General features: G+C 55.9%; 13 protein-coding genes and 1 tRNA gene. 11 read left to right on the forward strand and 3 right to left on the reverse strand.

Annotation, left to right across the window (positions count from 1 at the left end):
* Window positions 1-33: 33 nt before the first annotated feature.
* From GH659_RS11855 to GH659_RS11865, 3 genes are all read left to right on the forward strand, one after another.
* Window positions 34-1,722, forward strand: coding sequence for a mechanosensitive ion channel family protein (locus GH659_RS11855; RefSeq protein WP_153111622.1), 1,689 nt, complete (start codon window positions 34-36; stop codon window positions 1,720-1,722).
* 106 nt (window positions 1,723-1,828) lie between these two features.
* Complete coding sequence (gene aspT / locus GH659_RS11860; protein ID WP_153111623.1) at window positions 1,829-3,508, forward strand: aspartate-alanine antiporter; 1,680 nt, start codon at window positions 1,829-1,831, stop codon at window positions 3,506-3,508.
* Between the two features lie 71 nt (window positions 3,509-3,579).
* A complete protein-coding gene (locus tag GH659_RS11865; RefSeq protein ID WP_211364223.1) occupies window positions 3,580-5,445 on the forward strand; it encodes an aspartate ammonia-lyase in 1,866 nt (621 codons plus the stop codon).
* 103 nt (window positions 5,446-5,548) lie between these two features.
* Here the strand turns inward: GH659_RS11865 and GH659_RS11870 are convergent, their stop codons facing one another.
* From GH659_RS11870 to hpnC, 3 genes are read right to left on the reverse strand one after another with little or no spacing between them, the layout of a single operon-like run.
* Window positions 5,549-6,061 (reverse strand): nucleoside 2-deoxyribosyltransferase, encoded by a 513-nt coding sequence (locus GH659_RS11870; RefSeq protein ID WP_153111624.1) that lies wholly within the window; start codon window positions 6,059-6,061, stop codon window positions 5,549-5,551.
* A 9-nt stretch (window positions 6,062-6,070) separates the two neighbouring features.
* Window positions 6,071-6,904, reverse strand: a complete 834-nt coding sequence (gene hpnD / locus GH659_RS11875; RefSeq protein WP_153111625.1) for a presqualene diphosphate synthase HpnD — start codon at window positions 6,902-6,904, stop codon at window positions 6,071-6,073.
* 32 nt (window positions 6,905-6,936) lie between these two features.
* Window positions 6,937-7,746, reverse strand: a complete 810-nt coding sequence (hpnC, locus tag GH659_RS11880; protein ID WP_153111626.1) for a squalene synthase HpnC — start codon at window positions 7,744-7,746, stop codon at window positions 6,937-6,939.
* A gap of 129 nt (window positions 7,747-7,875) precedes the next feature.
* On the opposite strand from hpnC, the gene GH659_RS11885 reads away from it, so the two are divergent.
* From GH659_RS11885 to GH659_RS11920, 8 genes are all read left to right on the forward strand, one after another.
* Window positions 7,876-7,960: transfer RNA gene (locus GH659_RS11885), tRNA-Leu, on the forward strand.
* A gap of 63 nt (window positions 7,961-8,023) precedes the next feature.
* On the forward strand, window positions 8,024-9,346 hold the full coding sequence (gene tig / locus GH659_RS11890) for a trigger factor (RefSeq protein WP_153111627.1): 1,323 nt from the start codon (window positions 8,024-8,026) through the stop codon (window positions 9,344-9,346).
* Between the two features lie 52 nt (window positions 9,347-9,398).
* On the forward strand, window positions 9,399-10,037 hold the full coding sequence (gene clpP / locus GH659_RS11895; protein WP_153111628.1) for an ATP-dependent Clp endopeptidase proteolytic subunit ClpP: 639 nt from the start codon (window positions 9,399-9,401) through the stop codon (window positions 10,035-10,037).
* 40 nt (window positions 10,038-10,077) lie between these two features.
* A complete protein-coding gene (gene clpX, locus GH659_RS11900) occupies window positions 10,078-11,349 on the forward strand; it encodes an ATP-dependent Clp protease ATP-binding subunit ClpX (RefSeq protein WP_153111629.1) in 1,272 nt (423 codons plus the stop codon).
* A 98-nt stretch (window positions 11,350-11,447) separates the two neighbouring features.
* A complete protein-coding gene (gene lon / locus GH659_RS11905) occupies window positions 11,448-13,862 on the forward strand; it encodes an endopeptidase La (RefSeq protein WP_153111630.1) in 2,415 nt (804 codons plus the stop codon).
* 223 nt (window positions 13,863-14,085) lie between these two features.
* On the forward strand, window positions 14,086-15,579 hold the full coding sequence (locus tag GH659_RS11910; protein WP_211364224.1) for an aldehyde dehydrogenase family protein: 1,494 nt from the start codon (window positions 14,086-14,088) through the stop codon (window positions 15,577-15,579).
* 503 nt (window positions 15,580-16,082) lie between these two features.
* A complete protein-coding gene (locus tag GH659_RS11915; protein WP_153111631.1) occupies window positions 16,083-17,846 on the forward strand; it encodes a thiamine pyrophosphate-binding protein in 1,764 nt (587 codons plus the stop codon).
* Window positions 17,847-18,014: 168 nt separating this feature from the next.
* Window positions 18,015-18,425, forward strand: a 411-nt coding sequence (locus GH659_RS11920; protein WP_246167829.1) for a sugar phosphate isomerase/epimerase family protein, incomplete at its 3' end; no start/stop codon positions are given.

Raw genomic sequence — 18,425 nt, forward strand, 5'->3', positions numbered from 1 at the left:
GTTCGCGAGTGCCATTGATAAGAAAGGTGCGCCATGACGAATCGATCGTCCTTCCTGAAGTTGATCCTCTTGCTGGCGGCGGCATTGCTGTTATTGCTTGTCGCCGAGGTGGCGGGAGCGCAGGAGGCTCCCACAGCGACTCCCCCTGACCTTCCGGCGCAGAGTTCTGCTGTCAGGTCAGATGATGGGGCGGGGCTGGAAGCGGTGGACAGCGCCCCGGTCGTGATCGACGGCGTCGTCCTGTTCAAGGTGCGCGGCGTTTCGGCATTGCCCGCCGAAAAGCGGGCACAGGTTATCGCTGACCGAATTTCTGCACTGGCCGCCGATCCGGGCTTTTCACGGGAGGCTCTGCGTATCGATGAGTCGCGGCCCGGCCTCAGTGTGCTAATGGCCGGGAGCCACATGGTAATGGGCCTCACCGATGCGGATGCCCGTCTGGAGAATATTGAACGGCACATTCTGGCCTCGCTCTTTCTGACTCGGGTCGGCGATGCGGTTGACAACTGGCGCCATGATCGAACGCCCGCCACGTTGCAGCGCAACGCGCTGGTCGCCCTTGGTTCGACCTTTGTCCTCGCGTTGATTTTTTTGGCCGGAGCGCGGCTGTTTCGCAAGGCACGCGCATTCCTTGAGCAACGTCTGCGGCAGAGAATCCACGATGTCCAGTTCCAGACGTTCAGGGTTGTCAGGGCCCAGCAGCTTTGGGGGGTGCTGAATGGCGCGATCTCTTTGTTGTGGGTCGTCGTGGTACTGACGGCTGTTTATCTTTACTTGAGCAGCGTCCTCGTGTTGTTTCCCTGGACGCGCGGGCTGGCCGGCGACCTGATCGAACTGCTGCTGAATCCGTTGCGTACGCTGGGCCTTGGATTTCTTCAGGCGGTTCCCAAGCTGGCGTTTTTGGCAGTTCTTTTCTTCCTCCTTCGCTACACGCTGAAACTGGTCCGCCACTTTTTCGACAACATCCGCGACGGTACGGTCGTCATGGCGTCATTCGATCCGGAGTGGGCCATGCCCACCTACCGGTTGATTAGGCTCCTGCTGATCGCTCTTGGGGTGATCGTGGCCTATCCGTATATTCCTGGTTCGCAATCGGAAGCCTTCAAGGGGGTATCGATCTTTATCGGCGTCATTTTCTCGCTCGGTTCGTCCTCGGTGATAGGTAATCTGATCGCCGGTTATACGATGACCTATCGCCGCGTCTTCAAAGCCGGCGATCGGGTCAGCATCGGCAGTTATCTGGGCGATGTGGAACAGGTGCACCTGATGGTGACCCATCTGCGTACGCCGAAGAACGAGTTGGTGGCGATTCCCAACTCGACAATTCTCAACAGTGAGGTTGTCAATTTCAGCACTTTGGCTCGTACGCGGGGATTGATCCTTCATACCACGGTGGGGATTGGCTACGGGACTCCCTGGCGCCAGGTGGAGGCGATGCTGTTGGAAGCTGTCGCACGTACGCCCGACCTGCTTCGGGATCCGCCGCCTTTCGTTCGGCAGACTGCGCTCGGCGAGTTCAACGTCACTTACGAGATCAATGCCTACTGCGCCGATCCGAGGGAAATGTTCCGCCTCTATACGGAGTTGCACCGCAATATCCTCGATCTATTCAATGAGTATGGCGTCCAGATAATGACTCCATCCTACGAGGGCGATCCAGAGCAGCCGAAGGTTGTCCCTCCGGAGCGGTGGTATACCGCTCCGGCCCGGTCGCCGGAGAACTAAACGGCGCGGTGGATCATTCCTTTGCGCAACAGGTCGGCGGAGAAGCGATGTTGTAAGGGTAAAGCGGCTCGCTATATTGAAAGTGGTTATTACGCCGGAGATCATCATGACAAACCTCGTGGCAATATTCCGCCAATACCCGGAGCTGGCCATTTTCCTTACGCTGGCGCTGGGTTTTTTCATCGGCCGCCTCAGATTCGGCAATTTCTCGCTCGGCACCGTTGTGGGGACGTTGTTGGCCGGGGTGATCATCGGGCAAATGGAGATTATCGTTTCGCCGACCGTCAAGACGGTTTTCTTTAATCTCTTTCTCTTTGCTACTGGCTACAAGGTTGGACCGCAGTTCTTCCGTGGACTCAAAAAAGATGCTCTCCCTCAGCTGCTGCTGACGGTGATTATTTGCGTCTCGTCGCTCATCACGGCTGTCGTCGCAGCCAAGATCATGAAATATGACGCGGGAACAGCGGCCGGGATGCTGGCCGGTGCGTTTACCGAGTCGACGGTAATCGGGACCGCCGGTGATGCCATCAACCGGTTGCCAATCTCCGAAGCGGAAAAACTCCGGCTGGTGAACAACATTCCCGTTGCTTACGCCGTGACCTATCTCGTCGGCACGACATTCCTCGTCTGGTTCCTTTCGTTCCTGATGCCGCGGCTGATGCGCATTGACCTGCGCGCCGAGAGCAAAAAACTGGGCGTGGAAATGTCGGGCAAGGAAGAGCTTGAGCCGGGCATTCTTTCTTCCTACCGTGAATGGGATCTGCGCGCTTTCCAAGTCACCCAGCCGGGAATCGCCGGACAAACCGCCGGTCAGTTCGAGGCTTCCTTGCCGGGGGTGCGCTTCTTCGTAGAGCGTATCCGGCGCGGTGATGAATTGCTCGATACGGAAGCCGATACCGTGCTGCGGGAAGGTGACATCCTTGCCGTGACCGCCCGTCGTAATGCCATCCTTGAGGTTGGGGCGAAAATCGGGCCGGAAGTGGAAGATCGCGGGCTGTTGGAGTTCCATCTGGCCAACCTTGACGTGGTGCTTACCAACAAGGCGCTGGTGGGAGCGACGCTCCTCGAACTCGCGGAGCGTCACGGGCGAGGGGTGGCGTTGGTCAAACTTGTCCGCGCCGGTCAGGAAATTCCGTTTGTAGCCGGTACCCAGGTGTTTCGGGGCGACTTGCTCCAGATTACCGGCGAACGGCGCAATGTCGAACGGGCGGCGCAGGCCATCGGTTATGCCGATCCTGTATCCGAAGCCACGGATATGGTCTTTGTCGGTGTGGGGATCGTGCTGGGCGGGCTGGTCGGTTTGCTTTCGGTGACGATCGGGGGCGTTCTGATTACTCTCACCGCCAGTGGTGGCGCACTCGTTATGGGTTTGGTGTTCGGCTGGTTGCGTTCCATTCGTCCAACCTTCGGGCGTATCCCGGAAGCGGCGCTTTGGGTCTTCGATACGGTGGGGCTGTGTACGTTTATCGGGATCGTTGGTCTCGGGGCTGGGCCGACCTTTGTTGCCGGCGTGAAGCAGACGGGCATTGGTCTCGTATTCGTTGCCATCATCGTTGCGGTAGTGCCGCACATCATCGGCTTGCTGGTCGGGCGCTACGTCCTGCGAATGAATCCCGTCATCCTGCTGGGCGTGTGCACGGGGGCCGGAACGCTGACAGCGGGTTTGAAGGCGTTGCAGGACGAATCGCAGAGCAAGCTCCCCGTTCTCGGTTACACGGTTCCATATGCCGTGGGAAACATTCTGTTGACCGCATGGGGGCCGGTCATCGTGGCCTTTATGACTTGACGGGACTTTGGTGCATTGGCCGCGCAGCCCGGTTTCCTACATTTGTCGTTGGCGCGTAATCAGGAAAGGATATGAACATGTCGGTTCTCGATACCATCATCAGCAATGCCGCCGAGTCTTTGGGTATCTCGGAAGATGATCTTCGTGCAATTGCCGCGAAGGGCGAGCGGAAGCGTTATGCGCCCGGCGAATATCTGTTCCACGAATCGACGCCACGCCGCTGGGTCGGGTTTGTCGAGGAAGGCGAAGTGGCCATCGTGCGCGGTCTGCATGGTTCAGCGACACATCTCTCCACGCTCGCGCAGGGCGCGATGATTTCCGAAGGCGCGGCGATGGATGACGCGCCGCATTCGACCAGCGCATTTACCCGCGGCGGGGCGAGCGTTTGGCAGATTTCGCGTGAAGTATGGGAGGAGCTTCGGAAGAGCCGGCCGGAGGTCTTTTACCGTGTGGTCGCCCGGGGCGCCCAGCGGCAGAGCGAGCGCTTGCGGTATGCCGCCGATCAGCTGGCCGGCAAGGCCAGCCCCGATGCGCTGCTCACGGCCGTGCGCCGCGAACACGACCTTCTCGGCGACCGGGATGTACCACTTTTTGCCTATTACGGGGTCCAGACCTTGCGTGGCATGGAGAACTTCCCCATCTCAGGCATGCCGTTGAAGAATTTCGCCCACTTTGTCGATGCCCTGGCGATGGTGAAAAAGGCGGCAGCCCTCGCCAACGGCAAGCTGGGTGTGCTGGCGGAAGAAAAGATGGAGGCCATTGCTGCGGCCTGTGACGAAATTCTCGCCGGCAAGCTTCACGACCACTTCGTGGTGGACATGATTCAGGGCGGAGCCGGCACATCGACCAACATGAATGCCAACGAGGTTATCGCCAACCGTGCGCTGGAGCTGATGGGGCTCGCGAAAGGGGAGTACAAGCACCTTCACCCCAATGACGATGTTAACTGCTCCCAGTCCACCAACGATGCCTATCCGACGGCCATCAAGCTTGCCGTCTATTTTTCGCTGCAGGACACGCTGGGAGCTCTGGGCGAGCTGAAGGCGGCGCTGGAGGCCAAGGAACGGGAGTTTGCCCAGATCCTCAAGATGGGGCGGACGGAGAATCAGGATGCCGTCCCGATGACTCTCGGGCAGGAATTCGGCGCCTATGCTGTGATGATCGCCGGCGCCATGAAGAGCATGCGGACAGCTGCCGACGAGTTGCTCGAAATCAACATGGGTGCGACGGCGATTGGCACCGGCATCAACAGTCCGCCCGGATATGCCGATCTGGTTACCCAGGAACTTTCGGCGATCAGTGGCCTCAAGCTGCGCAAGGCAGAAAACCTGGTCGAGGCAACGCAGGATTCGGGCGTGTTTGCTCAGATGTCCGGCAACATGAAGCGCTCGGCCGTGCAGCTCTCGAAGATATGTAACGATTTGCGCTGGCTTTCTTCAGGTCCGCGTTGCGGTCTGTACGAGATCAGGTTGCCGGCGATGCAGCCCGGATCGTCCATCATGCCGGGAAAGGTCAATCCGGTGATTCCCGAAATGGTAAGTCAGGTCTGTTTCACCGTCATCGGCTACGACGTGACCGTTGCCATGGCCTCCGAGGCGAGCGAGCTGGAACTGAACATGGCCGAGCCGATCATCGCTTACTGTCTGCTGCATGGATTGATGATTCTCAAGAACGCGGCCATCGTCCTCAATAGCCGCTGCGTTGCCGGCATCGAGGCCAATGCCGAGCGTTGCCGTGAATATGTGCAGAACAGCATTGGACTCGTGACGGCGCTAAATCCGATCCTCGGTTACGAGAAGTCGGTAGCGATTGCCAAGGAGGCTTTGGCGACGAACGGCAGTGTCTACGACCTCGTTTTGCAGAAGGGATGGCTCAGCAAGGAAGCGCTCGATGACATCCTGACGCCGGAGAAAATGACTCAGCCGCGCAAAATATAGTCGCATCGGGGATCCCGGCTCTCAGCTGGCTGGCCAACCGTTCGCGGTTGGCCTTTCCGTTTCCGTGTTCCTTTTCCCCGATTCCTCGGGAAAGGAGGGCGGTTCAAATAATCATCGAATCAGTCAGGCCAAGTCCGCACAGCTTGGCCAAGGCATCTTCCAGGTCGCCAATGACAATCGTGCAGGACTCGGCGAGCATCAGATTCACGGGGTGGCCGAGATCTTCGACCATGTTTCCCTCGCGATCGCGCCAGAGGCCTTCGCCTTCAAAATAAGTGATTTCTCCGTACAGGCGCTGAATACGCTGCATCTGGGTTTCCGCCTTGCCGATGTAGCCAACGACGGGCTTGCCGAGTGCGATGGCGAACCCGACTTCGAACGCGGTGCCGGAATCGACTTCCGTGCCGCGAAAAGGATTGAGATTGGCGACTACGGCGTCTGCGCGTCGGATCAGGTCGATGTTCGTTTGGAAGATGTTGCCTGCCGTGGGGATCGGCTGATCAAAGGGGTGGTGAGGCTCGAATCCATACAATCGGCAGAGCGCCTTGTGCTTTTCGGCCAGTACCGGAGCTTCCTTATGGAAAACGTCGGGGCCGGCGAGATAGACGGCTTTCATACCGAAGAATTACCCTCTGACCCACGTAATCCAGGCAAGCCAGAGCTTGCGCAGCGGCGTCAACGAAGTGCGTTGGGTGAGGACTTTGCAGCCGTCACGCTTGATCTCTTCGAGCAGCGTGCGGTAGATAGCTGCCATGACCAGTCCGGGGCGTTGCGATTTTCGATCCGCCGTGGGGAGCTGGCTCATGGCTTGCGCGTAATACTGTTCCGCACGTGCGATCTGAAATTCCATGAGCGCCCGGAAATTGTCCGTTTGGCGGGCGTTGAGGATGTCGGAAACGGTGACGCCGAAGCGCTTCAACTCGTCCATTGGCAGATACACGCGTCCGCGCCGTGCATCTTCACCCACGTCACGGATGATGTTGGTCAGTTGGAACGCCATGCCGAGGTCGTGCGCATACTTCAACGTCTGGCGGTCGGTAAACCCGAAGATTTCCGCGGCCAGCAAGCCCACGACACTGGCGACACGGTAGCAGTAGAGCGAGAGCGCCTTGAAGTCGAGGTAGCGCGACTGCTGAAGATCCATCTCCATGCCGTCGATGATTTCGAGCAGTTGCTCCTTCGGAATGTTGAATTCACCCAGCAACGGTTGAATGGCTTTCGTGACCGGGTGCCCCGGCTGGCCTTCGTACATGTGGTCGAGTTCGGCTCGCCACCCGGCCAGCTTGGCGGCGGCGAGTTGCGGGTCGTCGCATTCGTCGACGACGTCGTCCACTTCTCGGCAAAACGCATAAAGCGCCGTGATGGCGCGCCGCCGGTTCGGAGGGAGGAAAAGAAAGCTGTAATAGAAACTGGAGCCGCTCGCGGCGGCCTTTTGCTGGCAATATTCTTCAGGGGTCATGCGCTGCTTCTCGGTCGGAATGGCCGCGATTCTTACATAAACAGCGCGCGGCTGCCCATGCGCAACCAATCGATCGGCTGCAATAACGGACGATGGCGGAAAATATCTCCTCGATCCCGCTGAATTTTGTCGAGGATGCGCAGTCCCCCTTGAACCGTCAGGCGAATTTCCCAGCCCATACGTCCGGGCAATTCTCGCACCAGCGGAGCGCCGTCGAGCATCAGTTGTCGCGAGCGTTCTATTTGGAAGTCGAGCAAGGCTGTCCATTCCGGAGTGCAGCGCTGTGCTTCGATCGAGTTTTCGCTGACGCCGAAGCGTACGAGTTCGTCCTGGGGGAGATAAACACGCCCCTTTTGCCAATCGATGCCGATATCCTGCCAGAAATTGATCAGTTGCAGTGCCGAGCAAATACTGTCGGAGCGGCGCAAATTCTCGTCACTTGCCCGATCGAAGAGATGCAGAAGCAGGCGACCGACCGGGTTTGCGGAGCGGCGGCAGTAGTCAAGAAGCTCCGGGTAATCGGCGTAGCGCTTCTTGACGACATCCTGAGCGAAAGCATCGAGCAGATCGCGAAAGAGTTGAATCGGCAGCTTCCAGCGCGCAATGACCTGAGCGAGTAGGCGAAACTGGATGCCATGGGGCGGTTCGCCACGTTCGATGCGATCAAGTTCCGATTTGTGGACGGCCAACTCCTTCAGGCGTTCGTCGTCGCTGGCATCACCCTCGTCGGCAATGTCATCGGCGCTACGGGCAAAACGGTAGATGGCTTCGATCGGTTCGCGCAGATGTTTGGGCAGTAGAATTGAAGCAACAGGGAAGTTTTCGTAGTGATCGACGGGCATCGGGCAACAGAGGATTAAGGCTTTACGGCAGGTCAAGCAGGGCAAGGCCTGCGAGGCTGCGTTTGGGGGCGATTCTGAAACTCACGGCTGACAGTATAGGGCGATCTCGGTTAGAATGCCCGATTGAGCGCGAGAGTGGCGGAATTGGTAGACGCACTGGATTTAGGTTCCAGCGCCGCAAGGCGTAAGGGTTCGAGTCCCTTCTTTCGCACCAGACTTTCCCGGCCATCAGAGCATCCTGTTCTCAGCCAGTATTTACAAGACTTTGAGGAATTTAATGGAAACGAACGCCACAACCACCGAAACTGCGCCGCAGCCCAATGCCCTTGAGCGTCGTCTGGACCTCACGGTGGCCATCGCCGAACTCGACAAGGAAATCGAACAGCGCCTGAAGCGCATCGGCAAAACGGCGAAAATGCCGGGCTTCCGTCAAGGGAAAGTGCCGGCCAATATCATCAAGCAGCACTATGGTCATGAAGCCCGGCTTGATGCATTGAACGAGTCGCTTGAGCGGGTGTTTGGAGAAGCGGTCAAAACGGCTGAGTTTCGTATTGCCGGTAATCCGAAGATCGATGCAAAGAAATCGGAAAGCACGACCCATCTTGAATTTACGGCGACGTTCGAGGTCTATCCTCAGATTACGCTTGGAGACTTGGCGGGTGTCGAGCTTGAGCGCCCGGTGCTCGAGGTTGGTCAGGCAGAAGTTGATAGCACCATTGATGTTCTGCGCAAGCAGCGCACCCGTTTCGAAGCCACCGATCGCGCCGCCGCCAAGGGCGATCGCGTGACGATCGATTTCCTCGGCAAGAAAGGCGGAGAGCCGTTCCCGGGTGGTCAGGCCAAGGATTTCCCGTTTACCCTCGGTGAAGGGTCCATGCTGGCTGATTTCGAAGCCGCTGTTACCGGAATGAAGGTGGGTGAGTCCAAGACGTTTGATATGACTTTCCCGGCTGACTATTTTTCGGCCGATCTCGCCGGGCAGGCCGTGTCGTTCGAGGTGACGGTCAAGCACGTGAGCGAGCCGGTTCTGCCGGAAGTGGATGCTGAATTTGCCAAGTCGCTCGGGATTGAAGGCGGCGATACGGCCAAGATGCGCGAAGAAATCGAAACGAACCTCAAACGCGAAGTCAAGAGCCGGTTGCAAAGCCAGCTTAAAGACAAAGTGATGGAAGCGGTGCTGAGCGCCAATCCGATCGATGTGCCGAATGCGCTCGTCGAAATGGAGATTGAACGTTTGATGGATTCGGCGCGCAAAGATATGGAACAGCGCACGGGCAAGAAGGACTTTCCGCTGCAGCGTGCTTGGTTCGTTGAGCAGGCGAAGCGCCGCGTCAGTCTCGGTCTGATTCTGGCCGAGCTTGTCAAGGTTAATGAGTTGCACGCCAAGCCCGAGCAGATCAAGGCGATCGTTGAAGAAATGGCTGAGAACTACGAGCAGCCTGAAGAGGTCGTACGGTGGTATTACGCACAGCCGCAACGGATCGCCGAGATTGAAGGTATCGCGATTGAGAATAACGTCGTCGAATGGGTTCTGTCGAAGGTTAAAGTGGTCGACAAGGCTGTTTCTTTTGACGAACTGATGGGACAACCGGGGCGTTAAACGGTAGTCACCGCAAGGATGGTAGGCCCGATTCCGGATATGGAGGAGATGTATGAGTCTTGATCGTAGTGAGTCTGAAAGTTTCTGGACGCCACAAGCGCTCGGCATGGTTCCGATGGTTGTCGAACAGAGTGGTCGCGGCGAGCGGGCTTATGACATTTATTCTCGTCTGCTCAAGGAGCGTGTGATCTTCTTGGTCGGGCCTGTCAATGATGCGACGGCCAATTTGGTTGTCGCCCAATTGCTCTTTCTTGAGGCGGAAAATCCTGACAAGGATATCCACTTCTACATCAACTCGCCTGGCGGTTCGGTAACGGCGGGTATGTCGATCTACGACACCATGCAATTCATCAAGCCGGATGTTTCGACGCTATGCATGGGGCAGGCGTGTTCGATGGGCGCCTTCCTGCTGACAGCAGGTGCAAAGGGTAAGCGTTTTGCATTGCCGAATTCGCGGGTGATGATTCACCAGCCGATGGGGGGCTTTCAGGGGCAGGCGTCTGATATCGCGATTCACGCCAAGGAGATATTGTCCTTGCGCGCAAAATTGAATGAAATCATGGCCCACCACACCGGGCAGCCGGTTGAACGCATTGAACGCGATACCGATCGGGACAACTTCCTGTCCTCGCAGGAGGCCGTTGAGTACGGCCTGATCGACAAGGTGCTGGTCAGCCGCGCAGCTGTTTGATCAGTTCCAATTTTTTGTAAGAAAAATGAGGTAGGCCGGAATGGCGGAAAAGAAAAGTGGCAGTGAAAAAATGCTTTACTGCTCGTTCTGCGGAAAAAGTCAGCATGAAGTAAAAAAACTGATTGCCGGTCCATCTGTGTTCATTTGCGACGAATGCATTGAACTCTGTAACGATATCGTTCGCGACGAACTTTCTCTTGATCAAGAGGGGGGCGTGGCGAAGAAGGAATTGCCGACGCCGAAAGAGATTTCTGCTCTGCTCGATCAGTACGTAATCGGTCAGGAACTGGCCAAGCGAATCCTGTCGGTGGCGGTTTACAACCACTACAAGCGCTTGCGTCATCAAGGCAAGGTGTCGGACGATGTGGAGTTGGCCAAGAGCAACATTTTGTTGATCGGTCCAACAGGATCCGGCAAGACGTTGCTTGCTCAGACTTTGGCGCGCATGCTCAACGTGCCATTTGTCATGGCAGACGCGACAACGCTGACTGAGGCCGGATACGTCGGCGAGGACGTCGAAAATATTATCCAGAAGCTGTTGCAGAAGTGCGATTACGATATCGACAAAGCGCAACAAGGTATCGTTTATATAGACGAGATCGACAAGATTTCGCGCAAGTCTGACAATCCCTCGATTACGCGCGACGTTTCTGGTGAAGGCGTCCAGCAAGCATTGCTCAAGCTGATTGAAGGAACTGTTGCCTCAGTGCCTCCTCAAGGGGGGCGCAAGCATCCGAACCAGGATTTCGTTCAGGTTGATACGACCAATATCCTTTTTATTTGCGGCGGTGCGTTCGATGGGCTTGAGAAGGTTATTCGTAACCGCTCGGAGCGCGGCGGCATGGGGTTTGGGGCAGAGGTTAAAAGCAAGGACGACAAGAAATCCATCGGTGAAATTTTCCGTACAGTCGAACCTGAGGATCTCATCAAGTTCGGCCTCATTCCCGAATTGATCGGGCGCCTGCCGGTGGTTGCAACGTTGGAGGAGCTTTCTACAGAGGCGCTCGTTCAGATCCTTGTCGAACCGAAAAATGCATTGGTCAAACAGTATCAAAAGCTGTTTGCCATGGAGGATGTGGAACTGGAGATTCGGTCTGTAGCGCTGACGGCGATTGCAAAGCGAGCCATCGAGCGCAAGACGGGGGCGCGTGGGTTGCGCTCCATTCTTGAGTCTGTCCTGCTGGATACGATGTACGAACTTCCAGGGATGGAAAATGTCTCTAAAGTCGTCATTGATGAAAACATGATCAATAGCGATGCGAAGCCCATTCTGATTTACGCCGACCAACCCAAGGTTGCCGGTTCCAACTGAAACCTGTCGCCGAAGCCTGTCGTTTGAAAGTGGGGTGGCTTGAAAATTGATTTCATGCCCCCACATGGGCGTCTGTACCTAATTATTAGAGCAAACTCATGGCTACGAATCTCCCTCTTTCAGCAGAATCTCTCGAATTGCCGCTTTTGCCATTGCGCGATGTCGTAGTCTTTCCGCATATGGTAATTCCGCTGTTTGTCGGGCGGCCAAAATCCATCAAGGCGCTTGAAGTGGCCATGGAAGGGGGGAAGGGCATTCTGCTGGTGGCGCAGAAATCGGCAGGGAAGGATGATCCCGCCGCGGAAGACCTCTATTCGATCGGCTGCGTTGCGAATATTTTGCAGATGTTGAAACTGCCGGACGGCACGGTAAAGGTGTTGGTCGAAGGGACCCAGCGTGCCTATGTTGAATCGATCGATGCGACTGGTGAGATGTTTGTCGCTTCCGCTCGTCCAGTGGCATCAGAGGGTGGCGTGGATCATGAGCTTGAGGCATTGCGGCGGGCCGTGATTTCGCAGTTCGACCAATACGTAAAACTGAATAAGAAAATCCCGCCCGAAATTCTGACGTCGATCGCAGGTATTGAAGAGGCTGGCCGACTTGCCGATACGATTGCGGCGCATTTGCCGCTCAAACTCGAACAGAAGCAGGAAGTGCTTGAGATGTTCGAAATTCGTGCTCGGATCGAGCGTCTGCTTTCCCAGCTAGAGACTGAAATCGATATTCTGCAGGTCGAAAAGCGTATCCGTGGCCGCGTGAAGCGGCAGATGGAAAAAAGCCAGCGCGAGTATTATCTGAATGAGCAGGTCAAGGCTATTCAAAAGGAGTTGGGCGAGGGGGAAGAAGGCGCCGACTTCGAAGAGCTCGAAAAGAAAATGAAGGCGGCTGGCATGAGCAAGGAAGCGCTTGCCAAAGCCCAGTCCGAATTGAAAAAGCTCAAATTGATGTCGCCGATGTCCGCCGAAGCGACCGTCGTGCGGAATTTTATCGAGACGCTGACCAATTTGCCGTGGCGCAAGAAAACGCGCATCAGCAAGGATCTGGTCGAAGCGGAAAAGGTTCTGAACAAGGATCACTGGGGGCTTGAAAAGGTCAAGGAGCGCATTCTTGAGTATTTGGCCGTACAGCAGCGTGTAGATCGTTTGAAGGCACCAATTCTGTGTTTGGTCGGCCCCCCCGGTGTTGGCAAGACGTCACTTGGTCAGTCGATCGCGAGCGCGACAGGGCGCAAGTTTGTCCGTATGAGTCTTGGCGGTGTTCGCGATGAAGCGGAGATTCGCGGTCACCGGCGCACATATATCGGTTCGATGCCGGGCAAGATTCTCCAGAATATGACGAAAGTAGCGGTCAAGAATCCATTGTTCCTCCTCGACGAAGTCGATAAGTTGGGGCAGGATTTTCGAGGTGATCCGAGCTCGGCGCTGCTTGAAGTGCTTGATCCGGAACAAAATTCGACTTTCGTCGATCACTATGTTGAGGTCGAATACGATTTGTCGGAAGTGATGTTCGTTGCAACTGCGAACACGCTGAATATTCCGGCACCGTTGCTGGATCGGATGGAGGTCATTCGTCTTTCAGGCTATACCGAGGATGAAAAGATCAACATTGCCCAGCGATATCTGTTGCCAAAGCAAATGAAGACGAATGGTCTGAAAAAGACCGAGCTCTCTGTCGCGGAGAGTGCTTTGCGCGACATCGTTCGTTACTACACCCGCGAGGCAGGGGTACGTGCGTTGGAGCGTGAAGTTTCAAAGATTTGTCGCAAAGTGGTGAAGACGCTGTTGCTCAAGAAGAGTCAGGCGCGCATAGCGGTCACCTCTCGCAATCTTGATAAGTTCCTTGGGGTGCGGCGTTACAGCTTTGGTGTTGCCGAACGTCAAAACCAGGTCGGGCAGGTCACCGGGCTTGCGTGGACCGAGGTTGGGGGGGAACTTCTGACCATTGAATCAGTCGCGTTGCCTGGAAAAGGCAAGACCATTACAACCGGGAAGTTGGGCGAGGTAATGCAGGAGTCAATCCAGGCGGCGATGTCGGTTGTCCGGAAGCGCTCTCGTTCACTTGGTATTGATGAAGATTTTTATCAAAAAAGCGATATTCATATTCATTTGCCCGAAGGTGCTATTCCAAAGGATGGGCCATCGGCTGGTATCGGGATTTGTACCGCCTTGGTTTCAGTGCTTACGGGTATTCCGGTGCGGTGTGACGTAGCGATGACCGGTGAAATTACGTTGCGAGGCGAGGTTCTGCCGATCGGAGGGCTGAAGGAAAAGCTGCTTGCCGCTGTTCGGGGTGGAATTGGCCGGGTATTGATTCCTGAAGAAAATGTGCGGGATTTGGCCGAGATCCCCGATAACATAAAAAACAAGTTGGAAATCGTACCCGTAAAGTGGATTGATCAGGTGCTTGAACTGGCGCTTGAAAGCAAGCCAGAACCGTTGCCGGAATCAGTTGCGGGACAAACGGTAGATTCCGAACGTGACAGTTCAGCCGCACAGTCAGTTGTGACCCATTGAATGAAATGGTCATACTGCCGAGTTGCTTTCAAAAGAAATTTGTTGGTTGTGTTTCCTTGATGTTCAAACATTGCTGACCGGAAATGTGATATAAAGTTACGCTGTTTTTTGATTCGTCATTTTGCTGGCTGGCCGAGTTTTGGCGGGGTTTTTAACGTCATCGGTTGTTGCGAAAGCGATGAATAATTTGGTTTTTTTGTAAGTTGTTTTATGAGGAAATGAAATGAGTAGACAGAACGACATGCAGGAGCGTTACGCTGAGCTGAAGCTTAACGAAGACCAGATCGCAGAAGTTGAAGAGGCGTTTGCGAAAGCAGATAAGGCTCAGAAAGAATTCGAAACCTGGAGCCAGGAAGCCATCGACCGCGCTATCCGTTCCGTGGCCCAGATCGTGTCCAACTCCAAGACCTTCCACGAACTGGTCGAGATGGGCATCGCCGAAAGTGCTTTCGGTGACCCGCTCAGCCGTGAAGCCAAGCGCTTCAAGATCCGCGGCATTCTGCGTGACTGCCTGCGCGAAAAGTCGGTCGGCATCATCGAGGAAGTCCCCGAGAAGCGCATCGTCAAGTACGCGAAGCCTGTTGGCGTCATCGCCTGCGTAATTCCGGCAACCAACCCCGACCTGACCCCGGCCGGCAATGCCATCTACGCTATCAAGGCACGTAATGCCATCATCTTCTCGCCGCACCCCCGCACTCTGAAGACCAGCCGCCGCACCGTCGAACTGATGCGCGAAGGCCTTCGTCGCGTTGGCGCTCCTGAAGACCTCGTTCAGGTTCTCGGCTACAAGGCCAAGATCAACAAGGGTATTTCCGAAGCTCTGATGACCAAGTGCGACCTGATCATCGCGACTGGCGGTCAAGGTGTTGTTCGCCGCGCTTACATGTCCGGTACGCCTGCTTACGCTGTTGGTGCCGGTAACGCCACGATGGTTTGGGATGAAACGGCTAAGCAAGACCTGAACAAGGCTGCTGCCAACACCATGCGTTCCAAGACATCCGACTTCGGTTCGGGTTGCTCGGCTGACGGTAACATCGTTATTCACGAAAGCATCTACGAAGACGCTCTGAAGGAGCTCGTGGCTGTTGGCGGCTACATGCTGTCGCCGTCGGAGCAAGAAGCTGTCAAGAAGGTCATGTGGGATGACGAAGGTCACCGCCTGCCCGATACGGTGGCTCTCTCCCCGCAAGACATGATGAAAGCAGCCGGTCTTTCGTTGGCCGCTGACCGCAAGTTCCTGATTGCCTCGCACGGTACCGGTGTATTCACGTCGGGTCCGGAAGGTATCTGGTGTGTTGAGAAGCTGACCACGCTGTTGGCTGTTCACAAGTATTGCGGTGAGTTCCAGAACGCGATCGACGCTGTTCAGGCTATCCACCAAGTTGGCGGTATTGGTCACTCGGTTGGTATCTTCTCGTTCGACGAAGATCACATCCACCGTCTCGCCAGCGTTGCCCGCGTCGGCCGTATCATGGTTCGTCAGCCGCAGTCGAAGGCCAACTCCGGCAGCATGAACAACGGCATGCCGATGACTTCGTCGATCGGTTGCGGTACCTGGGCTGGTAATGCGACTTCGGAAAATATTCATCTGCACCACTACATGAATGTGACCTGGGTTTCGCGTGAGTATGACAAGCCCGATTGGCAGACTGACGAAGAGCTGTTCGGCGAGTTCTACGATGCTGAACTTGAAAAGGTTCAGTACGGTAACTACTAAGCTGATTTAGTAGCTAGTCAGTTGAATGAAAAAACGGCACGGGATTTCCCGTGCCGTTTTTTTTAAAATGCCCAATGCTTCGGAAGGTGCTTTGATATTTGGCTGTTTGCGCGGATAGCGCGCACGATGTGCGACAATCGCGCAGAAAAGTGGCTATCTAATCGACGTGATGAGGCGCTAAAGCTAATATTTCAAGGCTTTAAAAGCTACCGGAGTTCGAGTGCTTAGTCGAGAGTCGCGGTGGTGTTTTGTTCACTCGGAGTCCGTAAACCTGCGCCTTTTCCGGTGATTCGGGCGATTTCGGATCCGTTTTTGTTTGATGGTGTTACGGTGCCCAGGTGGGAGGTATGCACTTGCGGTGGGATGGTGGTTTTGAGAGGTCTTGCCGAAGATGGCCGCTGCACCTATACTGCGCCGTCACAAAAGGTTGTGTAACAGAACTAAGTGATTTTGCACTGCTGTGTAGTCGCTGTGCTTACTGTTTTTTTTAGGAGCGTTAATTAATGAAAGACTTGGTATCTAATCAACTGGTGAGATATCTCGAAGCCCGCGGCGTCGAGCACATCTTCGGTCTCTGCGGCCACACCAACATCGCAGTTCTGGCTGCACTTGAGAAGAGCAAGAAGATCAAGTTCATCAACTCGCGTCATGAACAGATCGCTGCTCACATGGCTGACGGCTATGCCCGTGCTACCAAGAAGGCATCCGTTGTTCTGTCCCACTTGTCGCCGGGTATGACCAACGCGCTGACCGGTGTGGCGAACGCCTCGCTCGATTCGATCCCGATGGTTGTTATCGCCGGCGACGTTCCGACCCACTACTACGGTAAGCACCCGCACCAGGAAGTTAACCTGCATGCTGACGCTTCGCAGTGCGAAATCTATCGCCCGATCTGTAAGCGTGTATGGCGTGTTGACTCCGTGCATCTGATCCCGGAAATCCTTGAAAAGGCTTTCACGCTGGCTGAAAGCGGCCGCCCGGGTCCGGTTCTCGTTGATGTTCCGATGGACATCTTCTCCAAGGAAATCGACGTTGAGCTGTTCGACCGTGTTCTGGCCAACACCCGCCAGATCGCCAAGCCCTCGATGGACGAAGAAACCGCCGAGAAGATCGTCAAGCAATTGCTCGAAGCCAAGACCCCGCTGCTGTACGTTGGTGGCGGTATCATGCTGGCCGATTGCACGACCGAACTGCGCGAATTCGCAGAACACCTGCAGCTGCCGGTTGCTCACACCCTGATGGGTAAGGGCGCTCTGCCGGATGATCACCCCTTGATTCTTGGTATGACCGGTTTCTGGGGTACCAAGTTCATCAACGCCAAGACCAAAGGCGCTGACTGGATCCTCGGTCTGGGCACCCGCTTCTCCGAAGCTGACTGCTCGTCGTGGGAATCGGAATACACCTTCAACTTCCCGCCGACCAAGCTCATCCACATCGATATCGATCCGTCGGAAATCGGCCGTAACTACCCGGCTGCTATCGGCGTGATGGCTGACCTCAAGCAAGCGCTGACGGTTCTGATTCGCGTTGCCAAGCGCATCTGCCCGCAAGGCGTGAAGCGCGATGCGCTGGTTGCCGAAATGGCCGCCAACCGCAAGGAATTCGTTGAAGGCAACAAGGTGAACATGGAAAGCGACATGTTCCCGATGGCTCCGCAACGTATTCTGGCTGACCTGCGCAAGGCTCTGCCGCGTGACTCCTACATCTGCACGGACGTGGGCTGGAACAAGAACGGTCTTGCTCAGCAATATCCGGTTTACGAGCCGGGCACGATCTTCACCCCGGGCGGCTTCGCCACCATGGGCTTCGGTTCGCCGGCTGCCATGGGCGCCAAGGTTGCTCTGAAGGACAAGGTTGTTGTCGCGCTGACCGGTGACGGTGGCTGGGGTCAGAACCCGGCTGTCCTGGCAACCGCCAAGGAAAGCAACATCCCGGTTATCTGGGTCATCATGAACAACCACGCTTTCGGTACCATCGCTGGTCTGGAAAAGGCTCACTACGACACCACCTTCGGTACGGTGTTCGAAGTTGACGGCGAAACCTACTCGCCTGACTACGCCGCCATCGCCCGCGCTTACGGTATCGAGGGTATCACCATCAACAAGGCAGACGAACTGCTTCCGGCTCTGCAAAAGGCCGTTGCAATGAACAAGCCGGTGGTGATCGATGTTTACATGAAGAACATCCCGACCCCGACGTCCGGTCACTGGAACATCATGGACATTTACTCGCCCGGCAAGAAGATTCACCACGCCGAGACGAACTAATCGTCCAGCAGTTTTGTTGTAAGTAATAGTACTGGGGGACCTGTGGTGCCCCGGCTCGAAATCGGTTTCGTCATTCGGAGCCGAAGTTGGGTCGGGGCATTACGCTAGCAACTGATCCGTCGAAAGTGCGATCACAGGTCGCGCATTCGGCGATCTACGGAGGGAAGTATGGCATTGGAATTTTCACTAGCGCATCTGACCGTTCTTGGCTGCCCACCGCCAGAAATGGTTTACGTTGCTGCACGCGCCGGCTACGACTACGTCAGCCTGCGCAACATCTACATGGGCCTGCCCGGCGAACCGAACTACGCGCTCGCCGACAATCCTGAAATGCTGCGCGCCACCAAGCGCGCGCTGGCCGACACCGGCATGAAGCTCTACGACATTGAGCTCGCCCGTGTTTACGACGACATGCACCCGACCAAGTACCTGCCGGCGATGGAAGTCGCGGCCGAACTCGGCGGCAAGGCGGTTCTGTCCAGCATCTGGACCGACAAGATCGACTACGCGATCGAAAAGTTCGGCGAGATCTGTGATCTGGCCAAACAGTTCGACATGACCGTCAATCTGGAATACGTC

The organism is Propionivibrio limicola (assembly GCF_009469695.1).
In the GTDB taxonomy this organism is placed as follows: Bacteria; Pseudomonadota; Gammaproteobacteria; order Burkholderiales; family Rhodocyclaceae; genus Propionivibrio; species Propionivibrio limicola.

Bases quoted from the DNA above. Each gene is read 5' to 3' on its own strand.
- GH659_RS11855 (WP_153111622.1), top strand. From the start codon at position 34: ATGACGAATCGATCGTCCTTCCTGAAGTTGATCCTCTTGCTGGCGGCG.
- aspT (WP_153111623.1), top strand. From the start codon at position 1,829: ATGACAAACCTCGTGGCAATATTCCGCCAATACCCGGAGCTGGCCATT.
- GH659_RS11865 (WP_211364223.1), top strand. From the start codon at position 3,580: ATGAACATGTCGGTTCTCGATACCATCATCAGCAATGCCGCCGAGTCT.
- GH659_RS11870 (WP_153111624.1), bottom strand. From the start codon at position 6,061: ATGAAAGCCGTCTATCTCGCCGGCCCCGACGTTTTCCATAAGGAAGCT.
- hpnD (WP_153111625.1), bottom strand. From the start codon at position 6,904: ATGACCCCTGAAGAATATTGCCAGCAAAAGGCCGCCGCGAGCGGCTCC.
- hpnC (WP_153111626.1), bottom strand. From the start codon at position 7,746: ATGCCCGTCGATCACTACGAAAACTTCCCTGTTGCTTCAATTCTACTG.
- tig (WP_153111627.1), top strand. From the start codon at position 8,024: ATGGAAACGAACGCCACAACCACCGAAACTGCGCCGCAGCCCAATGCC.
- clpP (WP_153111628.1), top strand. From the start codon at position 9,399: ATGAGTCTTGATCGTAGTGAGTCTGAAAGTTTCTGGACGCCACAAGCG.
- clpX (WP_153111629.1), top strand. From the start codon at position 10,078: ATGGCGGAAAAGAAAAGTGGCAGTGAAAAAATGCTTTACTGCTCGTTC.
- lon (WP_153111630.1), top strand. From the start codon at position 11,448: ATGGCTACGAATCTCCCTCTTTCAGCAGAATCTCTCGAATTGCCGCTT.
- GH659_RS11910 (WP_211364224.1), top strand. From the start codon at position 14,086: ATGAGTAGACAGAACGACATGCAGGAGCGTTACGCTGAGCTGAAGCTT.
- GH659_RS11915 (WP_153111631.1), top strand. From the start codon at position 16,083: ATGAAAGACTTGGTATCTAATCAACTGGTGAGATATCTCGAAGCCCGC.